The 15360-nt window shown below is 60.1% G+C and carries 14 protein-coding genes and 1 riboswitch; of the genes, 11 read left to right on the forward strand and 3 right to left on the reverse strand.

Annotation, left to right across the window (positions count from 1 at the left end):
* Position 1: 1 nt before the first annotated feature.
* Positions 2-1828, reverse strand: coding sequence for a phosphomethylpyrimidine synthase ThiC (gene thiC, locus HGP16_RS22905; protein WP_168842288.1), 1827 nt, complete (start codon positions 1826-1828; stop codon positions 2-4).
* 92 nt (positions 1829-1920) lie between these two features.
* Positions 1921-2053: riboswitch (TPP riboswitch) on the reverse strand.
* Between the two features lie 133 nt (positions 2054-2186).
* Complete coding sequence (locus HGP16_RS22910) at positions 2187-2930, reverse strand: hypothetical protein (RefSeq protein WP_168842289.1); 744 nt, start codon at positions 2928-2930, stop codon at positions 2187-2189.
* A gap of 612 nt (positions 2931-3542) precedes the next feature.
* On the opposite strand from HGP16_RS22910, the gene HGP16_RS22915 reads away from it, so the two are divergent.
* Positions 3543-4634, forward strand: coding sequence for a porin (locus HGP16_RS22915; RefSeq protein ID WP_168842290.1), 1092 nt, complete (start codon positions 3543-3545; stop codon positions 4632-4634).
* A gap of 171 nt (positions 4635-4805) precedes the next feature.
* On the opposite strand, the gene HGP16_RS22920 is transcribed toward HGP16_RS22915, so the two are convergent.
* Positions 4806-5447: a TetR family transcriptional regulator gene (locus HGP16_RS22920; protein WP_168842291.1), complete on the reverse strand. Its 642-nt coding sequence runs from the start codon at positions 5445-5447 to the stop codon at positions 4806-4808.
* 497 nt (positions 5448-5944) lie between these two features.
* Here HGP16_RS22920 and HGP16_RS22925 point away from each other — a divergent pair, with 497 nt between their 5' ends.
* The 10 genes from HGP16_RS22925 to HGP16_RS22970 all read left to right on the forward strand — a co-directional run bounded on the left by HGP16_RS22925 (position 5945) and on the right by HGP16_RS22970 (position 15356).
* On the forward strand, positions 5945-6748 hold the full coding sequence (locus tag HGP16_RS22925) for an EF-hand domain-containing protein (RefSeq protein ID WP_168842292.1): 804 nt from the start codon (positions 5945-5947) through the stop codon (positions 6746-6748).
* Positions 6749-7069: 321 nt separating this feature from the next.
* Complete coding sequence (locus HGP16_RS22930) at positions 7070-7678, forward strand: RNA polymerase sigma factor (protein ID WP_281408244.1); 609 nt, start codon at positions 7070-7072, stop codon at positions 7676-7678.
* A complete protein-coding gene (locus HGP16_RS22935; protein ID WP_168842294.1) occupies positions 7671-8135 on the forward strand; it encodes a hypothetical protein in 465 nt (154 codons plus the stop codon). The genes HGP16_RS22930 and HGP16_RS22935 overlap by 8 nt, the downstream gene beginning before the upstream one ends.
* Positions 8132-8581, forward strand: a complete 450-nt coding sequence (locus HGP16_RS22940) for a periplasmic heavy metal sensor (RefSeq protein ID WP_168842295.1) — start codon at positions 8132-8134, stop codon at positions 8579-8581. Before HGP16_RS22935 ends, HGP16_RS22940 begins: the two co-directional genes overlap by 4 nt.
* A gap of 75 nt (positions 8582-8656) precedes the next feature.
* Entirely contained in the window at positions 8657-10171 is a 1515-nt protein-coding gene (locus HGP16_RS22945) for a DUF1800 family protein (RefSeq protein ID WP_168842296.1), read from the forward strand.
* A gap of 2 nt (positions 10172-10173) precedes the next feature.
* Positions 10174-11394 (forward strand): DUF1501 domain-containing protein, encoded by a 1221-nt coding sequence (locus HGP16_RS22950; RefSeq protein ID WP_168842297.1) that lies wholly within the window; start codon positions 10174-10176, stop codon positions 11392-11394.
* 392 nt (positions 11395-11786) lie between these two features.
* Positions 11787-12464 (forward strand): invasion associated locus B family protein, encoded by a 678-nt coding sequence (locus tag HGP16_RS22955; protein ID WP_168842298.1) that lies wholly within the window; start codon positions 11787-11789, stop codon positions 12462-12464.
* 16 nt (positions 12465-12480) lie between these two features.
* Complete coding sequence (locus HGP16_RS22960) at positions 12481-14259, forward strand: ShlB/FhaC/HecB family hemolysin secretion/activation protein (RefSeq protein WP_168842299.1); 1779 nt, start codon at positions 12481-12483, stop codon at positions 14257-14259.
* Positions 14260-14279: 20 nt separating this feature from the next.
* Positions 14280-14741 carry a hypothetical protein gene (locus tag HGP16_RS22965; protein WP_168842300.1) on the forward strand — a complete coding sequence of 154 codons (462 nt, stop codon included), beginning with the start codon at positions 14280-14282 and terminating at the stop codon, positions 14739-14741.
* A gap of 57 nt (positions 14742-14798) precedes the next feature.
* Entirely contained in the window at positions 14799-15356 is a 558-nt protein-coding gene (locus HGP16_RS22970; RefSeq protein WP_168842301.1) for a hypothetical protein, read from the forward strand.
* Positions 15357-15360: the final 4 nt, after the last annotated feature.

A 15360-nucleotide genomic window follows, 5' to 3' on the forward strand; every position in this document is an offset into this window, starting at 1 on the left:
TTCATTCGGCCGGCTGCGCAGGGGTTTCGACCGGCATATAGAGATCACCGCCTTCGCGATATTTTGCCGCCATCGCCTCCAATCCTTCTTTCTGCGCCTCGGCGCGGATGTCGTGCGAAATCCGCATGGAACAGAATTTCGGGCCGCACATCGAGCAGAAATGCGCCACCTTGTGCGCTTCCTTCGGCAAGGTTTCGTCATGGAAGCTGCGGGCGGTGTCGGGGTCGAGCGACAGGTTGAACTGGTCCTCCCAGCGAAACTCGAAGCGGGCGCGCGACAATGCGTCGTCACGCACCTGCGCGGCCGGATGACCCTTGGCGAGATCGGCCGCATGGGCGGCGATCTTGTAGGTGATGACGCCGGTCTTGACGTCGTTGCGGTCAGGCAGGCCGAGATGTTCCTTTGGCGTGACGTAGCACAGCATCGCCGTGCCGAACCAGCCGATCATGGCAGCGCCGATCCCCGAGGTGATGTGATCATAGCCCGGCGCGATATCCGTCGTCAGCGGCCCGAGCGTGTAGAAGGGCGCTTCGCCGCAAACGGCGAGCTGCTTGTCCATGTTCTCCTTGATCTTGTGCATCGGCACATGGCCGGGACCTTCGATCATCACCTGGCAATCCTTGGCCCAGGCGATCTTGGTCAGTTCGCCGAGCGTTTCGAGTTCGGCAAACTGCGCGGCATCGTTGGCATCGGCGATCGAGCCGGGGCGCAGGCCGTCGCCTAGCGAGAAGGAGACGTCATAGGCGCGGCAGATGTCGCAAATTTCGTCGAAATGCTCGTAAAGGAAGCTCTCGCGATGGTGATGGAGGCACCACTTGGCCATGATCGAGCCGCCGCGCGAGACGATGCCGGTGACGCGATTGACGGTCAGCGGGATATAATGCAGCCGCACGCCGGCATGGATGGTGAAATAGTCGACGCCCTGTTCGGCCTGCTCGATCAGCGTGTCGCGATAGACTTCCCAGGTGAGCTCCTCGGCAATGCCGCCGACCTTTTCCAGCGCCTGATAGAGCGGCACGGTGCCGATCGGCAGCGGCGAATTGCGGACGATCCATTCGCGGATATTGTGGATGTTGCGGCCGGTCGAAAGGTCCATGACGGTATCGGCGCCCCAGCGGGCGGCCCAGACCATCTTTTCGACTTCCTCCGCCATGGAAGAGGTGACGGCGGAATTGCCGATGTTGGCGTTGATCTTCACCAGGAAGTTCCGGCCGATGATCATCGGCTCGCTTTCCGGATGATTGATATTGGCCGGAATGATCGCCCGGCCGGCCGCGACCTCCTGGCGGACGAATTCCGGCGTCACATGGTCCGGAATATGGGCGCCGAAGCTCTCGCCGTCGCGCACCAGGGCTTCGGCATTCGCCTTGCGACCGAGATTCTCACGGATGGCGATGAATTCCATTTCCGGCGTGATGATGCCGGCCCGCGCATAGGCAAGCTGCGTGACGGCCTTGCCGTCTTTAGCGCGCAGCGGCTCGCGCTTGGCCGGAAATTCCGGCGTCAGCCGCTCGCCGGTGACGAAACCATTGTCTTCGGGGCGCACATGGCGGCCCTCATAGGCCTCGACGTCGCCGCGAGCGAGCACCCAGTCGCGCCGGTGCTGCTGCAAGCCGTGCTCGATGCGGATATCGGCGCCCTCGACGGTGTAGGGGCCGGAGGAATCATAGACGATAACAGGCGGCTCGCCCGATGTCGGATGGACGCTGACCTCGCGCATCGGCACGCGGATATCGGCGTGGATGTCTCCCGGGATATAGATCTTCCGCGATGCCGGCAGCGGGCCTGTCGTGACGGTTGGGGTAAGGGTCTTTGCGGCAATGGTCATGGTTTGAGGCTCCAAGTTGCGGTTGGAGACCCAGTCAATCAGCCGGAATGATGAAAAGACGCCGACATGGAATCCACGCGGGAATCCGAGGCCTTCGAGCGCTTGCACCGTCCCTACGCCAGTATGAACTGGATCAGGTTCAACGGGTCACTGCGCCCACAACCGGCAAAGCCGTATTGTTCAGCAGTATCTCAGCCCCTTGCCGGGACCCCCCTGGTGAATACTGAAAGGCTATGCTCTCCCTTCGGCTTCTGTCAACCCCGCAACGATGATTGCCTTTTTTCGGGCGGCTGCGCTCGGCGCATTGGAGAATCTACAATTTAAACGTATTTAAACGGGTAGCCGGCATGGCGTCGCCTCAATAACGAGGAGCGGTGTTGCCATTGAAGCGGTGAGGGCCGGTGTGGGAGAGCTTGCTGGCGGTATCGAGCCAGATCTTGCCGCCGAGCGCGCGCCAGCGGTGACAGAAGGCGAAGTCTTCGCTCAGATAAATTCCTGTCCCTTCCTCGACCATGCATTCGAACAGGGCATATTGGGTGCCCGGCGAACGCTTGGTGCTCGGATAGGCGTGTATGGCGTTGTAGCGCAGGTCGGGATAGGCGGCGATCATCCTTTCGATGACAGCGCGCTTGATCAAAAGCATGCCCGTGCCCGCATAGACGGCACTGACGAAATCGCCCTCGCGCTCGGCGCTCTGGCCGACCAGCGGCGTTCCGACATAATGAAGTGCTGCCGCCGCAAGCGACATCCCATCGCGCGAATTTTCAAGGGCCGCGGTGTCCCAGTCGTAGTCCTTGATCGGATACATGGCGGCGACCACATCCTTGTCGGCATCCAGCAATCGCATCACCTGATCAGGCTCGAAGCTGATGTCGGCGTCGATGAAAAGCATGTGGGTCGCCGCCGTATCGTTCAGGAAGGACGACACCAGCGTGTTGCGGCTGCGGGTAATCAGCGCGTCATTGCCGAGGAGAGCGAGCGTCAGCTGTATGCCGGCCTGCGCGCCCGTCTGCATCAGGGAAAAGATGGATTGCATATAATCCTTGGTGACGAGGCCACCGAAGCAGGGGGTCGCGATGAAGATCATTCGTTTCTCGTTCATGCGCGATTTGTTCCCTTCCCATGGCGCGAGTCGCCGGAATCTAGGAAGATTCACCATTTCTGTGTGTAGCGAATTGTTGAATTTTATTTCTGAGCCTTGCCGGAATTCGCAAGCCTTTGCGGGCGCCCAAGCGCGGATAGGACCGTCGCCGGCCGTGAATCTATCCGCCATGCTCTGATCGATTATCTCTGGCGACCTCGCCTTTAATGCCGCCGGCAGCCTTTCTTGCCGCGCGTTCGCGCCTTTGGTGCTCTCGCCGGATGAAGCGAACCCCGCACTGCCGTCGCCAGTTGCATTTAAGCAACAGCGGCCAAGACTAACGCCAGACCAGCGTCCGTCAAGCCTTCATATAATTGACAAACATACGGGCTGTTTGTAAGTCAGAAGCAGGACAGAACTTGTCTTACGGTCGAGCGATCGGCCGGATCGGTAGGGGCATTTCAAGACCTTTGCCGCGGGGTCAATCATGGAGGTTCGAGGGGACTCAAGCCAACATTACGTGCGTACTTGCCGGGCTGCGCGGTCGCGTTTTCGACCGAGTCGATCTTCAAGGTGGTTTCAGCTCAGCACTCGCGGCAAATTAGAAATGCATATTACAACCAGGAGTTTAATATGAATATCAAGAGCCTTCTTCTCGGCTCCGCTGCTGCGCTGGCAGCAGTTTCCGGCGCCCATGCAGCTGACGCCATCGTTGCTGCCGAGCCGGAGCCGTTGGAATACGTCCGCATCTGCGACGCTTACGGTGCTGGTTACTTCTTCATTCCGGGCACTGAAACCTGCCTCAAGATCGGCGGACGTGTCCGTTCCGAAGGCGAGTGGTACGATGCCTACAACCCGAACAGCAAGAACGGCACGCTCTGGCACACCCGTGCGGAACTGAGCGTCGACACCGCGACCGACACCGAATACGGCCCGCTGAAGACCAACACGGTCATTCGTTGGGACTGGAACGACGGCAACTCGACCTCCACCAAGCTGCTGTTCGCCAACATCAGCCTCGGCGGTTTCCTCGTCGGTAAGGCCGATTCGCAGTACAACTCCTACATCGGTTATGCCGGCGACGTCATCAACGACGACGTGATCTATGACGGCCCGTACGAACTCAACCAGTTGACCTACAACTATGATGCCGGCAACGGCTTCACGGCTATGATCTCGGTTGAAGACTCGAACTCCAGCGGCTCCGACGCTTCCTACGGCGCAAGCTGGTGGTCCGACGACAAGGGCAACCACTACGCTCCTGACGTCGTTGCTGGTGCTGGCTTCAAGTCTGGCGCATGGGGCTTCAAGGTCGTCGGCGGTTACGACTCGATCGTCGAAGAAGGCGCTATCAAGGCTCGTGTCGATGCCGACTTCGGCGTATTCTCGGCCTTCTTGATGGGCGGCTGGAACACCGATGGCGACAAGCTCAACAAGTATGCAGGTACCAACCTCGACCGTTCGGCTTGCCCCGTTAATGATCCGTCGAAGTGCGGCTGGGGTGACTGGGCTGTTTGGGGCGGCGTTGGCGTTCCGATCAACGAAAAGCTGAAGTGGAACCTGCAGCTCGCCTACACCGACTCGAAGATCTTCGCCGCTACCACGAACGTCAAGTGGAACCCGGTCAAGAACCTGCTCATCGAGCCGGAAGTCTCCTACACCAACTTCGATTCTGTAAACCAGGATCAGTGGGCCGGTATCCTGCGCTTCGAGCGTAGCTTCTAATTTCGAATTACCCGGCCTCGTGCCGGGTATAGAGAAGCCTGATGTTCCAATCCGTCAGGCTTCTTTCCCCGATCGGTTGACCTCCGATCAAAGTAAAGGATCCGGTTTTCCCTCCGGATCCTTTTTTATGTTCAAAGCGTTGATTTTGCTGGGCCTGCTTCTGGGCCTGCTTTATGCAGCCGAGGTCTCTACCTCATGTGCCTGCTCCATCGGGAACCATGTCTTCAAGATCATCTTGATGAACATCTGCCCGCAAGGCACGAGCTGGAAATTGCCCCTGTCGAGCGTCCATTCGGTGATCAGCCCGCCGATGACGGCCGTCAGCGCGGAGGCGGCCGTATCCGGCGTCCAGGGCGCGGGCAGCTTCGTCTTCTCGTTCATCAGAGTGAATATGCGTTCGAAGTGTTCGTGCATATCGTGCCGGAAGGAGCTGGCGCGGCTCGTGGTCCCGTCGCAAAAAGCCATGTCGAGGTGCATCATCACCTTCAGCATGCTTCTCTTGCGCGGATCGCCCTGGACATCGTCGAATATCCCGGCAATGGCCTCGGCCACCAGATCAAGCGGATTTGTCGGCAGCTCCTTCGACATCCGCTCGGCCAATTCCTGAAACGGCTGCTGTGCCTCGTCGCGAATCGCGAACATCAGACCTTGCTTGTTCTTGAAATGCCAGTGCACCGCCCCACGCGTGACACCAGCCGCTGCGGCTATCTCCTCGAGGCTGACATTCTCGTAGCCCTTGTCGAGAAACAGAGCCTTTGCAGAGTGCAAAATCTCGCTCCTCGTTTCCGCAGCCTCCTCCTTAGTGCGCCTCATTCACGTCTCCACGGAAATCAGTTTTCAAGCTCTACCCCTCTTTTTTGGCGTTCTTATCCCATCGACGCAGATTATCGCTGGAAATCCCCTATACCAGCAATGCTCAACAAAACGGCCGAATTATATAATCCCCTAAAATTAGGGAAGGAAATCGTAACAGGAGGTCTTCGTCAAGCGCCTATAAGCCACGCGCAAGTTTCGGGGTGCAATTTCCCGGCGTTGGGAAGTGAAAATCGAAAATGTGCGGATGCTGATATAGCCATGATGGCAATATATCGGCTGGACGAAGCCGAATTCGCTCGCCCGGGAAACGATGCGCCCGTCAAATCGGGGCACAGGGCGCGGTTGATCTTAGGCGTTCGCAAGTCCGTCTGCTCATCTCGATCGTCGACGTCGTGCCGTCGCCTTCGCGCGACGAAGCTTGGCGATCGTCATGTTCAAGTCGCGTAAGCGTAAGTCATCCGAGTTCCTCTCAACGCTCGTATCTGGAGGCCCCAATGACGAGCATTACCTCAGTCTCTTCAAATAATTATTATCAATATAAGTCGTCGCGCTCCACGTCTTCGAGCGACGACGATTCCATCTCATCGCTGCTGTCCGGCAGCTCTTCGAGCGGTTCTTCCAGCACGGGTTCCTCCTCCTCTTCTGACGAATCGTCTCAGCTTGCCTCGGCGCAACAGCTGATCGCGCAGCTGATGAACATCATTCTCAACCTTCAGGCCAATAGCGGCAGCGACAGCTCGAACTCGAATGGTGATTCGACCGACTCGACATCGAGCACGGAAGAGACTTCCGCCACCGGCAGCCAAAACAGCAAGCAGCGCGATATGATCAGCGCCATGGACACCAATGGCGACGGCAATATCAGCGAGGCGGAATTTGTCGCTGCGCGGCCGTCCGATGTCAGCGAAGACCAGGCAGACCAACTGTTCAAAAGCTTCGATCAGGACACTACCGGTTCGCTCACCGAATCGCAGCTTGAAAATGCCATGCAGGCAGGTCGGCAGCCGCCTCCGCCACCGGGCGGCCAGATGAGCGACGACGAACTCTCCACCGCGTTTTCCTCCATGGATGCGGATGGCGACGGCAATGTGAGCGAATCCGAGTTCGTTGCTGCCCGTCCATCCGATGTCAGCGAAGATCAGGCAACGGCGTTGTTCAAGAGTCTCGATACGTCCGGTTCCGGATCGCTGACGCAGAGCCAGTTCGAGCAGGCCATGAAGCCGCAGATGCGGGACTTCGGCAGTTTCTACACATTCAGTGAGCACGACCAGACGACGAGCGATCTCCTGACGCTCTGATCGAACACGAGCTTTCGCATTTGACCATGCGAAGTGCCGGCAACCCGGACGAGAGACGTTGGGCCTCCACGTCCGGGTGAGCCGGCTCTTCTTGTGTTCGCCCGATAGCTAGTTGCCGGGGAGGGGAGAAAAATCCGAAAATCCTCGATGTGAGAGCGACGGAATTCGGCGGATAGGCCGTTCAATCCTTGCGAACCCATGCTTGATGTCGAAGGATGATGCGCTGACCGAGATGCTGCGATCTGACGGGAGCCGCTTGCCGGATTTGACGGCCGGGCAGAGTTTTTCTGCCGAAAACCCGAGCCGGGCGGCGCGCCATGCCTGTCTCGCACGAAACAGGAGCGGTGGCGATTGTCGATGAAGTGGGATCGCGCGCCCAGGAGCGGCGATGCGGACGAGGATCTGCTTGGTCGTATCGCCGCTGGTGACGTTCCAGCAATGCGTATGATGGTGGCAAGGCAGCTGCCGCGCATCATCGCCGTGGCAACCCGCATGCTCGGCGATGCGAGCGAAGCCGAGGATGTGGCGCAGGAGACGTTTCTGCGCGTCTGGCGGAATGCCGGCGGCTGGCGTCAGCGCAATGCCCGCTTCAGCACCTGGGTGCATCGCGTGGCGATCAACCTCTGCTACGATCGCCTGCGCCGGCGTAAGGATATTCTGGCCGAGCATTCGCCCGACATCGAATATGAAGGGCCGGCGCCGGATGCGGGCCTGATGAGCGAGGACGATCCGTCCAAGCGCGTGGAGCGGGCCATGCAGATGATTGCCCCCCGGCAGCGCGAGGCGATCATTCTGGTTTACTATCAGGCGCTGTCGAATGCCGAGGCGGCCGAGATCATGGATGTCAGCGTCGACGCACTGGAAAGTTTGCTTGCGCGCGGAAGGCGCTCGTTGCAGCTGCTTTTGTTGAAGGAACAGGGCGATGGTTGAGAATATCGCAGCTCCGATGAATGCCGGGCGGTTTGAGGAGCTAACCGCTGCTTATGGCGGCGATATCGCCCGGTGGCCGCAGGCCGAGCGCGCCGCCGCGCGGGAATTTGCGAAAGATCCCGCCACAGCCGGAATTCTCGCGCGTGCCGCCGATCTGGATGCGCTGCTCGATACCTATATCGTCAGGCCGGGCCATGTGGATCTGCAACGCCGAATCCTGAAAGGCTTCGTGCACCGCCTGACGATCAGAAACTGGTTCCGCTTCGGCTCGGCCGGTATCGGCTTTGTGGGTATCGGCATCGCCGGCGCGCTTGCCGGCAGCATTGCCATTGCCGTGCTGACGCCCAGCCTGACATCCGATACTTCAGTCGTCTCCGACGGAACCGCAACCATGTTCGGCGATATCGGGCCGGACGCGGGCATGGTGGACGCAGGCATAGCGCAGGACAGCCAATGACGGATCGCAGTTTTAGAATAGTGGTCATTTCCCTACTGGTATTGAATACGTTCCTGATCGGCGCGCTGGCCGGCGGCGGCCTGACGTGGATCCGCAAGACGCAGGCGCGTGCAGGGATGATGCCGCTCGCCGGCGAACAGCTGCCATCGGCGCAGAAGAAAGCTTTGCGTGCGGCGCTCAACGAGGCGCGCAAGGACAACCGGCAGACCATTCTCGAGGCGCAGCAGGCCAAAGTCGATGCCGCTTCCATCCTGGGCCAGCCGACACTGGACAAGGAAGCGCTCCTGGCTGCCCTGGCGCGGGCGCGCAATGCCGATACCGGCCTCAGAGCAAAGCTCGAGGAACGCGCCGTCGATTTCGCCGCAACACTCTCCTATGACGAACGCCGGGCGCTTGCCGAAAGCCTTGTTCGCCGCAGCGTGCTGAGAGCCGCTGCCACAAAATGATCATACTTGCCGAGCGACGGATCGGAACAAGCCCTGCGTTTAAGGAGCATGTTTGATGCAGGAGTTGGCCGGAACATGGCTCAGCAATCGAATGATGTTTATGCCGCGCTCGCTCTTTCCCGATTTGGGTTAGGGGCGGATCATAATGGCGCTGCGTCGATCGCATCGGATCCGCGCGGAGCGCTGATGGAAGAAATCACCGAGCGCTTCGCGCCGGTGCCCGTCGGGCCGCAGCTTCAATCCACCGCGGATCTTCTCGTTTCCCTCTACGCGTTCCAGGAACAGCGTAAGGAGGCAAGGCAGCAGGCGGCAACCGCAGCCGCCGCGATGCCGCAGGACAAGCCGGTGCAAGGACCGCCGCGGCCGCAACAATTGCCGGGACAGCCGTCCGGCGTCATGGCAGCCCAGCCGAACAATCAAGCGATGGCGGCCGTGATCGGCAAGGCGGCGGAGAAGCTGGAAAAGCCCCAAATGCCCTATCTGCCACAGCAGATCCTGCTGGCCGAAGTGGACGCTCGTTTCAACGGCACCATCCGGCAGCCGCTGATCGGTTTCGGCGAGCGGCTCGCGATGTTTTGGGCAAACCACTTCGCGGTTGCCGTTTCGAAGAGCGAGGAGGTTCATATCGTTGCCGGCGCCTTCGAGCGCGAAGCCATACGGCCGCATGTCTTCGGGCGTTTTGCCGATATGCTGCTCGCCGTAGAGACCCATCCGGCCATGCTCGGCTACCTCGACAATCAGCAGTCGATCGGGCCGAACTCCAAGGCCAATGCCAACAAGAAGCGCGGCCTCAACGAGAACCTCGCCCGCGAGACGCTGGAATTGCACACGCTTGGCGTCAATGGCGGCTATACGCAGACCGATGTGACGACGCTTGCCAAGATCATCACCGGCTGGACTGTGGCGCGCGCCGAGGGCAAGCTCGGCGCACCCGGCACCTTCGTCTTCAACGCAGGCGCCCATGAGCCTGGCGACCAGACGCTGCTCGGCCTCACCTATGCCGATAACGGCGTCGGGCAGGGGCGGGAGGCGCTGCGGGATCTTGCCCGCCATCCGGCGACGGCGCAGCATATCGCCACCAAGCTCGTCCGGCATTTCGTCGCCGATACTCCGCCGCCGGCCCTCGTACAGACCGTCGCTGCGACCTTCAGCAAGACGGATGGCGATCTCTCAGCCGTTTATCGGGCGCTCATCGGCTCGGAAGACGCATGGAACCCGACGCTTTCAAAGGTCCGCTCGCCGTTGGAGTTCATGACCGCGCTGTTGCGGGCGAGCGGCGAGACGCCGAAGCCGAATGTTATTCTCGGCGCCCTGACCGCCATGGGCCAGCCATTTTGGGCGCCCGCCGGCCCCAACGGCTTTGCTGACACCGCCGATGTCTGGGCCTCCAGCGAGAGCCTCAGCATGCGCATGGATGTCGCCAATATGATCGCCAACGCTGTGCCGCCGCAGATCGACCCCCGCCGTTTCGTGTCCGACAGCCTGGGGCCGCTGCTTTCGAATGAGACGCTGCGGGCCGTTTCGCGTGCCGAGACCCGCAACCAGGGCCTGGCGATCGCTTATCTCTCCCCCGAATTTCAAAGGCGCTGACCATGACCTGCGAATTCATGACCCCCACCCGTCGTGCCGTGCTTGGCGCTTCCGGCGCTCTGTTCGCCTGGGCCTTCATCCCGCGCTTCGCCCATGCCGCCGGCGGCCGCGATCCGCGCTTCATCACCATCATTCTCCGCGGCGCGCTCGATGGTTTAACGGCCGTGCCGCCCATCGGCGATCCTGATTATCAGACGCTGCGGCAATCAATTGCCATGACGACCAGCGGCCCCGATGCCGCTCTTCCGCTCGACAGTTTCTTTGCGCTGCATCCGTCGATGCCGAATTTCAACCGGCTCTATCGCGCAGGACAGGCCGCCGCCGTGCATGCCAGCGCCACACCCTACCGCGACCGATCCCATTTCGACGGGCAGGACGTTTTGGAGTCGGGCTACGAGATGCCGGGCCGTGTCGAGTCCGGCTGGCTCAACCGGCTGCTGGAGGGGCTGCCGAAGGGCGACAAGGTTTCACCAAGCGCTTCGGAGATCCGTGGCCTGTCCGTCGGCGCCAACGCACCGCTCGTCATTCGCGGCAAGGCGCCGGTGCTGGGCTGGTCGCCGTCCAATCTGCAGCCGGTTGGCGACGATCTGCCGCCGCGCCTGATGGACCTCTACAACCACACCGATCCGCTTTTTGCGAAAATCCTCGCCGAGGGCATTTCGACCGGCAAGATCGCTGCTGGCCTCGACGTCAAGGCAAGGGGCGGCCCCGGAGACCCCACGGGAATGGAGCAGATGGCGAGAGGTGCCGCGCGGCTATTGGCGCAGGACGACGGCCCCCGCGTCGCGGCACTGGCCTTCGAGGGATGGGATACCCATGCCGGCGAGGTGGATCGGCTGAGCAAGCTTCTCGTCGGGCTCGACAATTCCTTTGCCGCATTCCAGCAGGAACTCGGCCCCGCCTGGAAGGATACCGCCATCCTCGTCGCGACGGAATTCGGCCGCACGGCGCAGGTCAACGGTACGCAGGGCACGGACCACGGCACCGGAACGACCGCCTTCCTCGCCGGCGGCGCGATCAAGGGTGGCCGGGTAATTGCCGATTGGCCCGGCCTCAAGCCGGCGCAATTGCGCGATGGCCGCGATCTTGCCGCCACCACGGATCTGCGCGCCGTCGTCAAGGGCATCGCCGTCGACCTGCTTGGCGCCTCGCCAGCCGTATTGACGCGCGATGTCTTCCCGGGATCCGATCACGTCCTGCCGACGAAGGGGCTGATCGTCTGAGCCGCGCTCTGATTGGCTACTGCGCATTCCTTATCAACGCCATCACGGGCGATGGCAATTGCGTTCGATAGCGGACAAGTGGCCTTGACTGATCGCGGCCGGCACAAATAAAATCACTCATCAGTTGTATGCATTGTGTCGCACGCCACACAAATCTCGCGAATAGCAACCGCCAATGTTGCGGAATCGACACGCCTCCCCGGAAACGTGCGTGAATTATTGCGGCGCACCCACTACTTTATGATGCATGGATTAGAATTCTGCTATGTAGCGCCTTAGCCGATGAGCGGTCGCACTGCGTTACTGGTGCATTTTCATGAATTTTGACGATCTGCCGATTGAGCAAGGTGCGCCTTGCGCAAGCGAATGGCTTTGACTTTGGGAAGTTATGAATGTCTCTCGCGACTAAGGCGTTTTCCATCAAGACTCTGGCAGCCGTTGCGGTTCTGTCGACTGCATTTGTTGCATCCTCCGGGCTGGCACAAGAGCAGCCTGCACCAGCCGCAAATGCGCCTTCCAATACAAGTGCCGCGCAAACTCCCGCTCCCGCGGCAAGCGAACAACAGCCGGCTCCGCAGGCGCGGGTGCAGAAGTTCGACGATTGGTATTATCGCTGCATCGACGGCAAGGCGGCCGACGGCTCGACATCAACGCATTGTGAAGTGGCGCAGATTGCCACGGTCAAGCAGGGCGATCAGGACGTCAACGTCCTGACGCTGGCGATCGCCAAGGCGACGGATGCACCGGCTCCATCGAACAAGAAGGCGGCAAAGCAGCCGGCAAACGACCTCGTGCTGACGGCGCTCGTACCGCTCAACATGTACATTCCCGCAGGTCTTGGCATCGATGCTGCCGAGAAGCCTGTGGTGCAGTTGGCCTACCGTAACTGCAACCAGACCGGCTGCTGGTCGCAGCAGAAGCTGGACGCCAAGATGGTCGCGGCGCTCACCAAGGCGTCCGATGGCACCGGCCACGTCCAGATGATGAATGGCCAGAAGGTCAATATCAAATTTTCCCTGAAGGGATTGCCGGCGGCGCTCGATGCGCTGCAGAAGACCGCTTCCAACTGACCGGGTAGGCGCATTTATGAAATCTGCCCGGCGATCCGCTGCCGCTCGGTACGGTCTCGATCTGGCCGCCAGCGCTCTGCTGGCGGTGGTTTTTGTCGTCTCGCCCGCAATGGCGCAAATAACTCCATCGGCGCCCAATGACGACTTCGCGCGCCGGCAGGCTCAGGAGGCCGAGCAGCAGCGCCTGAAGGCCCTGGGTGAAATGACGCCGAAGCCATCTGCGGTGGAAGCCCAGCAGCCCGCGACTGCTGATGGCAAAAAGGTTGGCCCCTGTTTTGCGATCACCCATGTCGAGGTCGAAGGCGTCAGGCAGTTTTCGGCCAATGTCGTCGACAAGATCACCGCACCTTATGCGAACCGCTGTGTCGGCGTCGGTGAGATCAACGGTCTGTTGCGGGACCTGACGCATCTTTATCTCGACAAGGGATTCGTGAGCTCCCGCGTCTATGTGCCGGCGCAGGATATTGCCGGGACGAAGGTGCTGCGCCTTGTCGCGGTCGAAGGCACGCTTGCCGATATCTACATCAACGGCAAGCCGGCGCCAGATTCCGGTGCAATGGGTTCGGGTATGATCGCCACGGCCTTTCCCGGCATGAAGGGCAAGATCACCAATCTGCGCGACATCGAGCAGGGTCTCGACCAGATCAACCGCCTGACCTCCAACAATGCCAAGACCGCGATGCTGCCGGGAAAGACGGATGGGACCTCGATCCTCAATATCGAGAACAAGCCGGATCATCCCTGGCATCTTTCCTTCGGCAACAGCAATCTCGGTCAAGAGCAGACGGGATACTCCAAGTCCTCGGCCTCGATCGGCTATGACAATCTGTTCGGCATCAACGACCAATGGAACTTTTCATACGAGCATAGCGGCCCGGATTATCCGTGGCGAGACGACGGCCTGGGCAAGAGCAACAGCTATTCCGGCAATGTCAGCGTGCCCTACGGTTACTGGACGTTCTCGGCGAACGGCTCCTGGTACGAATACGACAGTACGGTTCCAGGGAACTTCGGGCCGCTCGATACTTCAGGCGATTCCAAACAGGTTGGGATCGGCGCCGATCGGGTGATTTTCCGCGATAAGGATTCGATCACCACCTTCAACAGCGGATTGACCTATAAGGAAACCAACAATTTCCTCCTCGGCAACAGAATAGAAGTCGGCAGCCGCAAATATACGGTCGGCGATCTTGGCATCTCGCATTCGCGCCGCATGCTGGGCGGTCTCTGGGTTTTCGACCTTTCCTATAGCCAGGGGCTGAACCTCTTCGATGCGGTCGCCCCCGGTGATGCCGGAGCAGGGGATGCAGATCCTCGCTTTTCGAAATTGTCAGGCACGATCACCGTGACGAAGCCGTTTGAGCTTGCCGACCAGCGCTTCGAGATCAATTCGCTCATCACCGGACAATATTCGCCTGACAACCTGTTCGGGGCCGAGCAGATCTCGGTCGGCGGCTACTCCTCGGTGCGCGGTACGCGCGAGACGATGCTGTTCGGCAATAACGGCTTCTTCATCCGCAACGATCTCGTCTGGCGCACGCAGCCCTTCGCCGACAATGCAGATCTTGCCAAGATCCTTGGTGAGTTCCGGCCTTATGTCGGCCTCGATTATGGACGGATCGCACGCCAAGCGCGCTATCGCATCGAGGGTGGTGACATGCTCGGCTGGACGGTGGGCGCCAAGCTCGCCGGCGGGCACGTGAATTTTGACATGGGTTATTCGGATGTAGTGGGCGGCACGGTCGATCGGCATGAGGCCGGACTTCTGTTCGTCAGTACGTCGGTGAAATGGTGATTGTATATCTAGAGGAAATCATGAGCTTAATCGGGCGGAAAGATAAGAGAGTATCCGTGGTGTCGCCTTCTTTTGCGGCGCTTGTTTGTTTCGCGATCGTGCTTTCGAGCTGTGGTGGCCGTGAGGCGCATCCGATCGCATCGACCGGTGCCGGCGATAGCGGGATCGATTGCGGTGGAACATCCCGCGAGTTCACAGCTAACGAACGGCAGATCCTTTCGACCGTGAAGGAACGTTCGCAGGCGCAGGGCAAGAACGTGATTTTGGGAGCTACCGGTGTTCTTTTGTTCTGGCCGGCCCTGTTCTTCATGGATCCCAAATCGCCGGAGAAGATCGAGATCGACGCATTGCGCAATCGCAATCAGGTGCTGACGGACCTTGCCCGTTCGAGAAAGTGCCCGGCGCCGACATCGCAGTTGGGTGATCTCTACAAGAAGCTCGACGGCAGCGTGAAGACGAAGCCGGCCAAGAGAGACGGTTGAGGTATGACGATGCATATCCGCTCGACGTCCGAAACTGGCATCATGGGGGCTCAACTAATGCGATACATGTTTGGCGGCATCGCTATAATTCTGATGACAGTACTCAGTTCCTGCGTAACGACCGATCCGCGGCTTGTCGCTGCTCTCCAGCGAACCTCGGTTCGTGAAATCCGTGTTGAGACGACGCCGGATCTGTCGGCATTTCCGGAAGCAGATCAGAAGCTTGCACAGCAGGAGCTTACGGACGCAATCCGCGTGCTTCGCACCACGATGACGAAGCAGCTGATCGGCCTGCCAGGCGGACCTATTCCGGGTCGCTTGGTCGTCACGCTTCATGTCTTTGACGTCAGTACCAAGAAGGCCCGCGTCATCGGAGGCCATGACAGCCGCATAGACGGAACGGTTCGACTGGAGAATGCCAAGACGGGCGAGCTGATCGCGGCAGCGCAGAACATCCATGGGGAGGACCTTTCCATGCGCGGCAGCGGATATGGTGTGATTGTCGCCGTAGCGATCAATGCAATGCAGACCTCTGGATCGCCGGAGGTGATGGCTCAGCGTCTCTCCGATTCGTTCACAAAAAACACCAAGCAGTGGTTGCTGACGAAGAAGTAACGCC

The organism is Rhizobium sp. P40RR-XXII, assembly GCF_012641405.1.
Taxonomy (GTDB): Bacteria; Pseudomonadota; Alphaproteobacteria; order Rhizobiales; family Rhizobiaceae; genus Rhizobium.

Coding starts and splice junctions, on each gene's coding strand:
- HGP16_RS22950 (WP_168842297.1), top strand. CDS start 10,174: ATGACCTGCGAATTCATGACCCCCACCCGTCGTGCCGTGCTTGGCGCT.
- HGP16_RS22920 (WP_168842291.1), bottom strand. CDS start 5,447: ATGAGGCGCACTAAGGAGGAGGCTGCGGAAACGAGGAGCGAGATTTTG.
- HGP16_RS22955 (WP_168842298.1), top strand. CDS start 11,787: ATGTCTCTCGCGACTAAGGCGTTTTCCATCAAGACTCTGGCAGCCGTT.
- HGP16_RS22940 (WP_168842295.1), top strand. CDS start 8,132: ATGACGGATCGCAGTTTTAGAATAGTGGTCATTTCCCTACTGGTATTG.
- HGP16_RS22935 (WP_168842294.1), top strand. CDS start 7,671: ATGGTTGAGAATATCGCAGCTCCGATGAATGCCGGGCGGTTTGAGGAG.
- HGP16_RS22965 (WP_168842300.1), top strand. CDS start 14,280: ATGAGCTTAATCGGGCGGAAAGATAAGAGAGTATCCGTGGTGTCGCCT.
- HGP16_RS22970 (WP_168842301.1), top strand. CDS start 14,799: ATGCGATACATGTTTGGCGGCATCGCTATAATTCTGATGACAGTACTC.
- HGP16_RS22910 (WP_168842289.1), bottom strand. CDS start 2,930: ATGAACGAGAAACGAATGATCTTCATCGCGACCCCCTGCTTCGGTGGC.
- HGP16_RS22960 (WP_168842299.1), top strand. CDS start 12,481: ATGAAATCTGCCCGGCGATCCGCTGCCGCTCGGTACGGTCTCGATCTG.
- HGP16_RS22925 (WP_168842292.1), top strand. CDS start 5,945: ATGACGAGCATTACCTCAGTCTCTTCAAATAATTATTATCAATATAAG.
- thiC (WP_168842288.1), bottom strand. CDS start 1,828: ATGACCATTGCCGCAAAGACCCTTACCCCAACCGTCACGACAGGCCCG.
- HGP16_RS22945 (WP_168842296.1), top strand. CDS start 8,657: ATGGCTCAGCAATCGAATGATGTTTATGCCGCGCTCGCTCTTTCCCGA.
- HGP16_RS22915 (WP_168842290.1), top strand. CDS start 3,543: ATGAATATCAAGAGCCTTCTTCTCGGCTCCGCTGCTGCGCTGGCAGCA.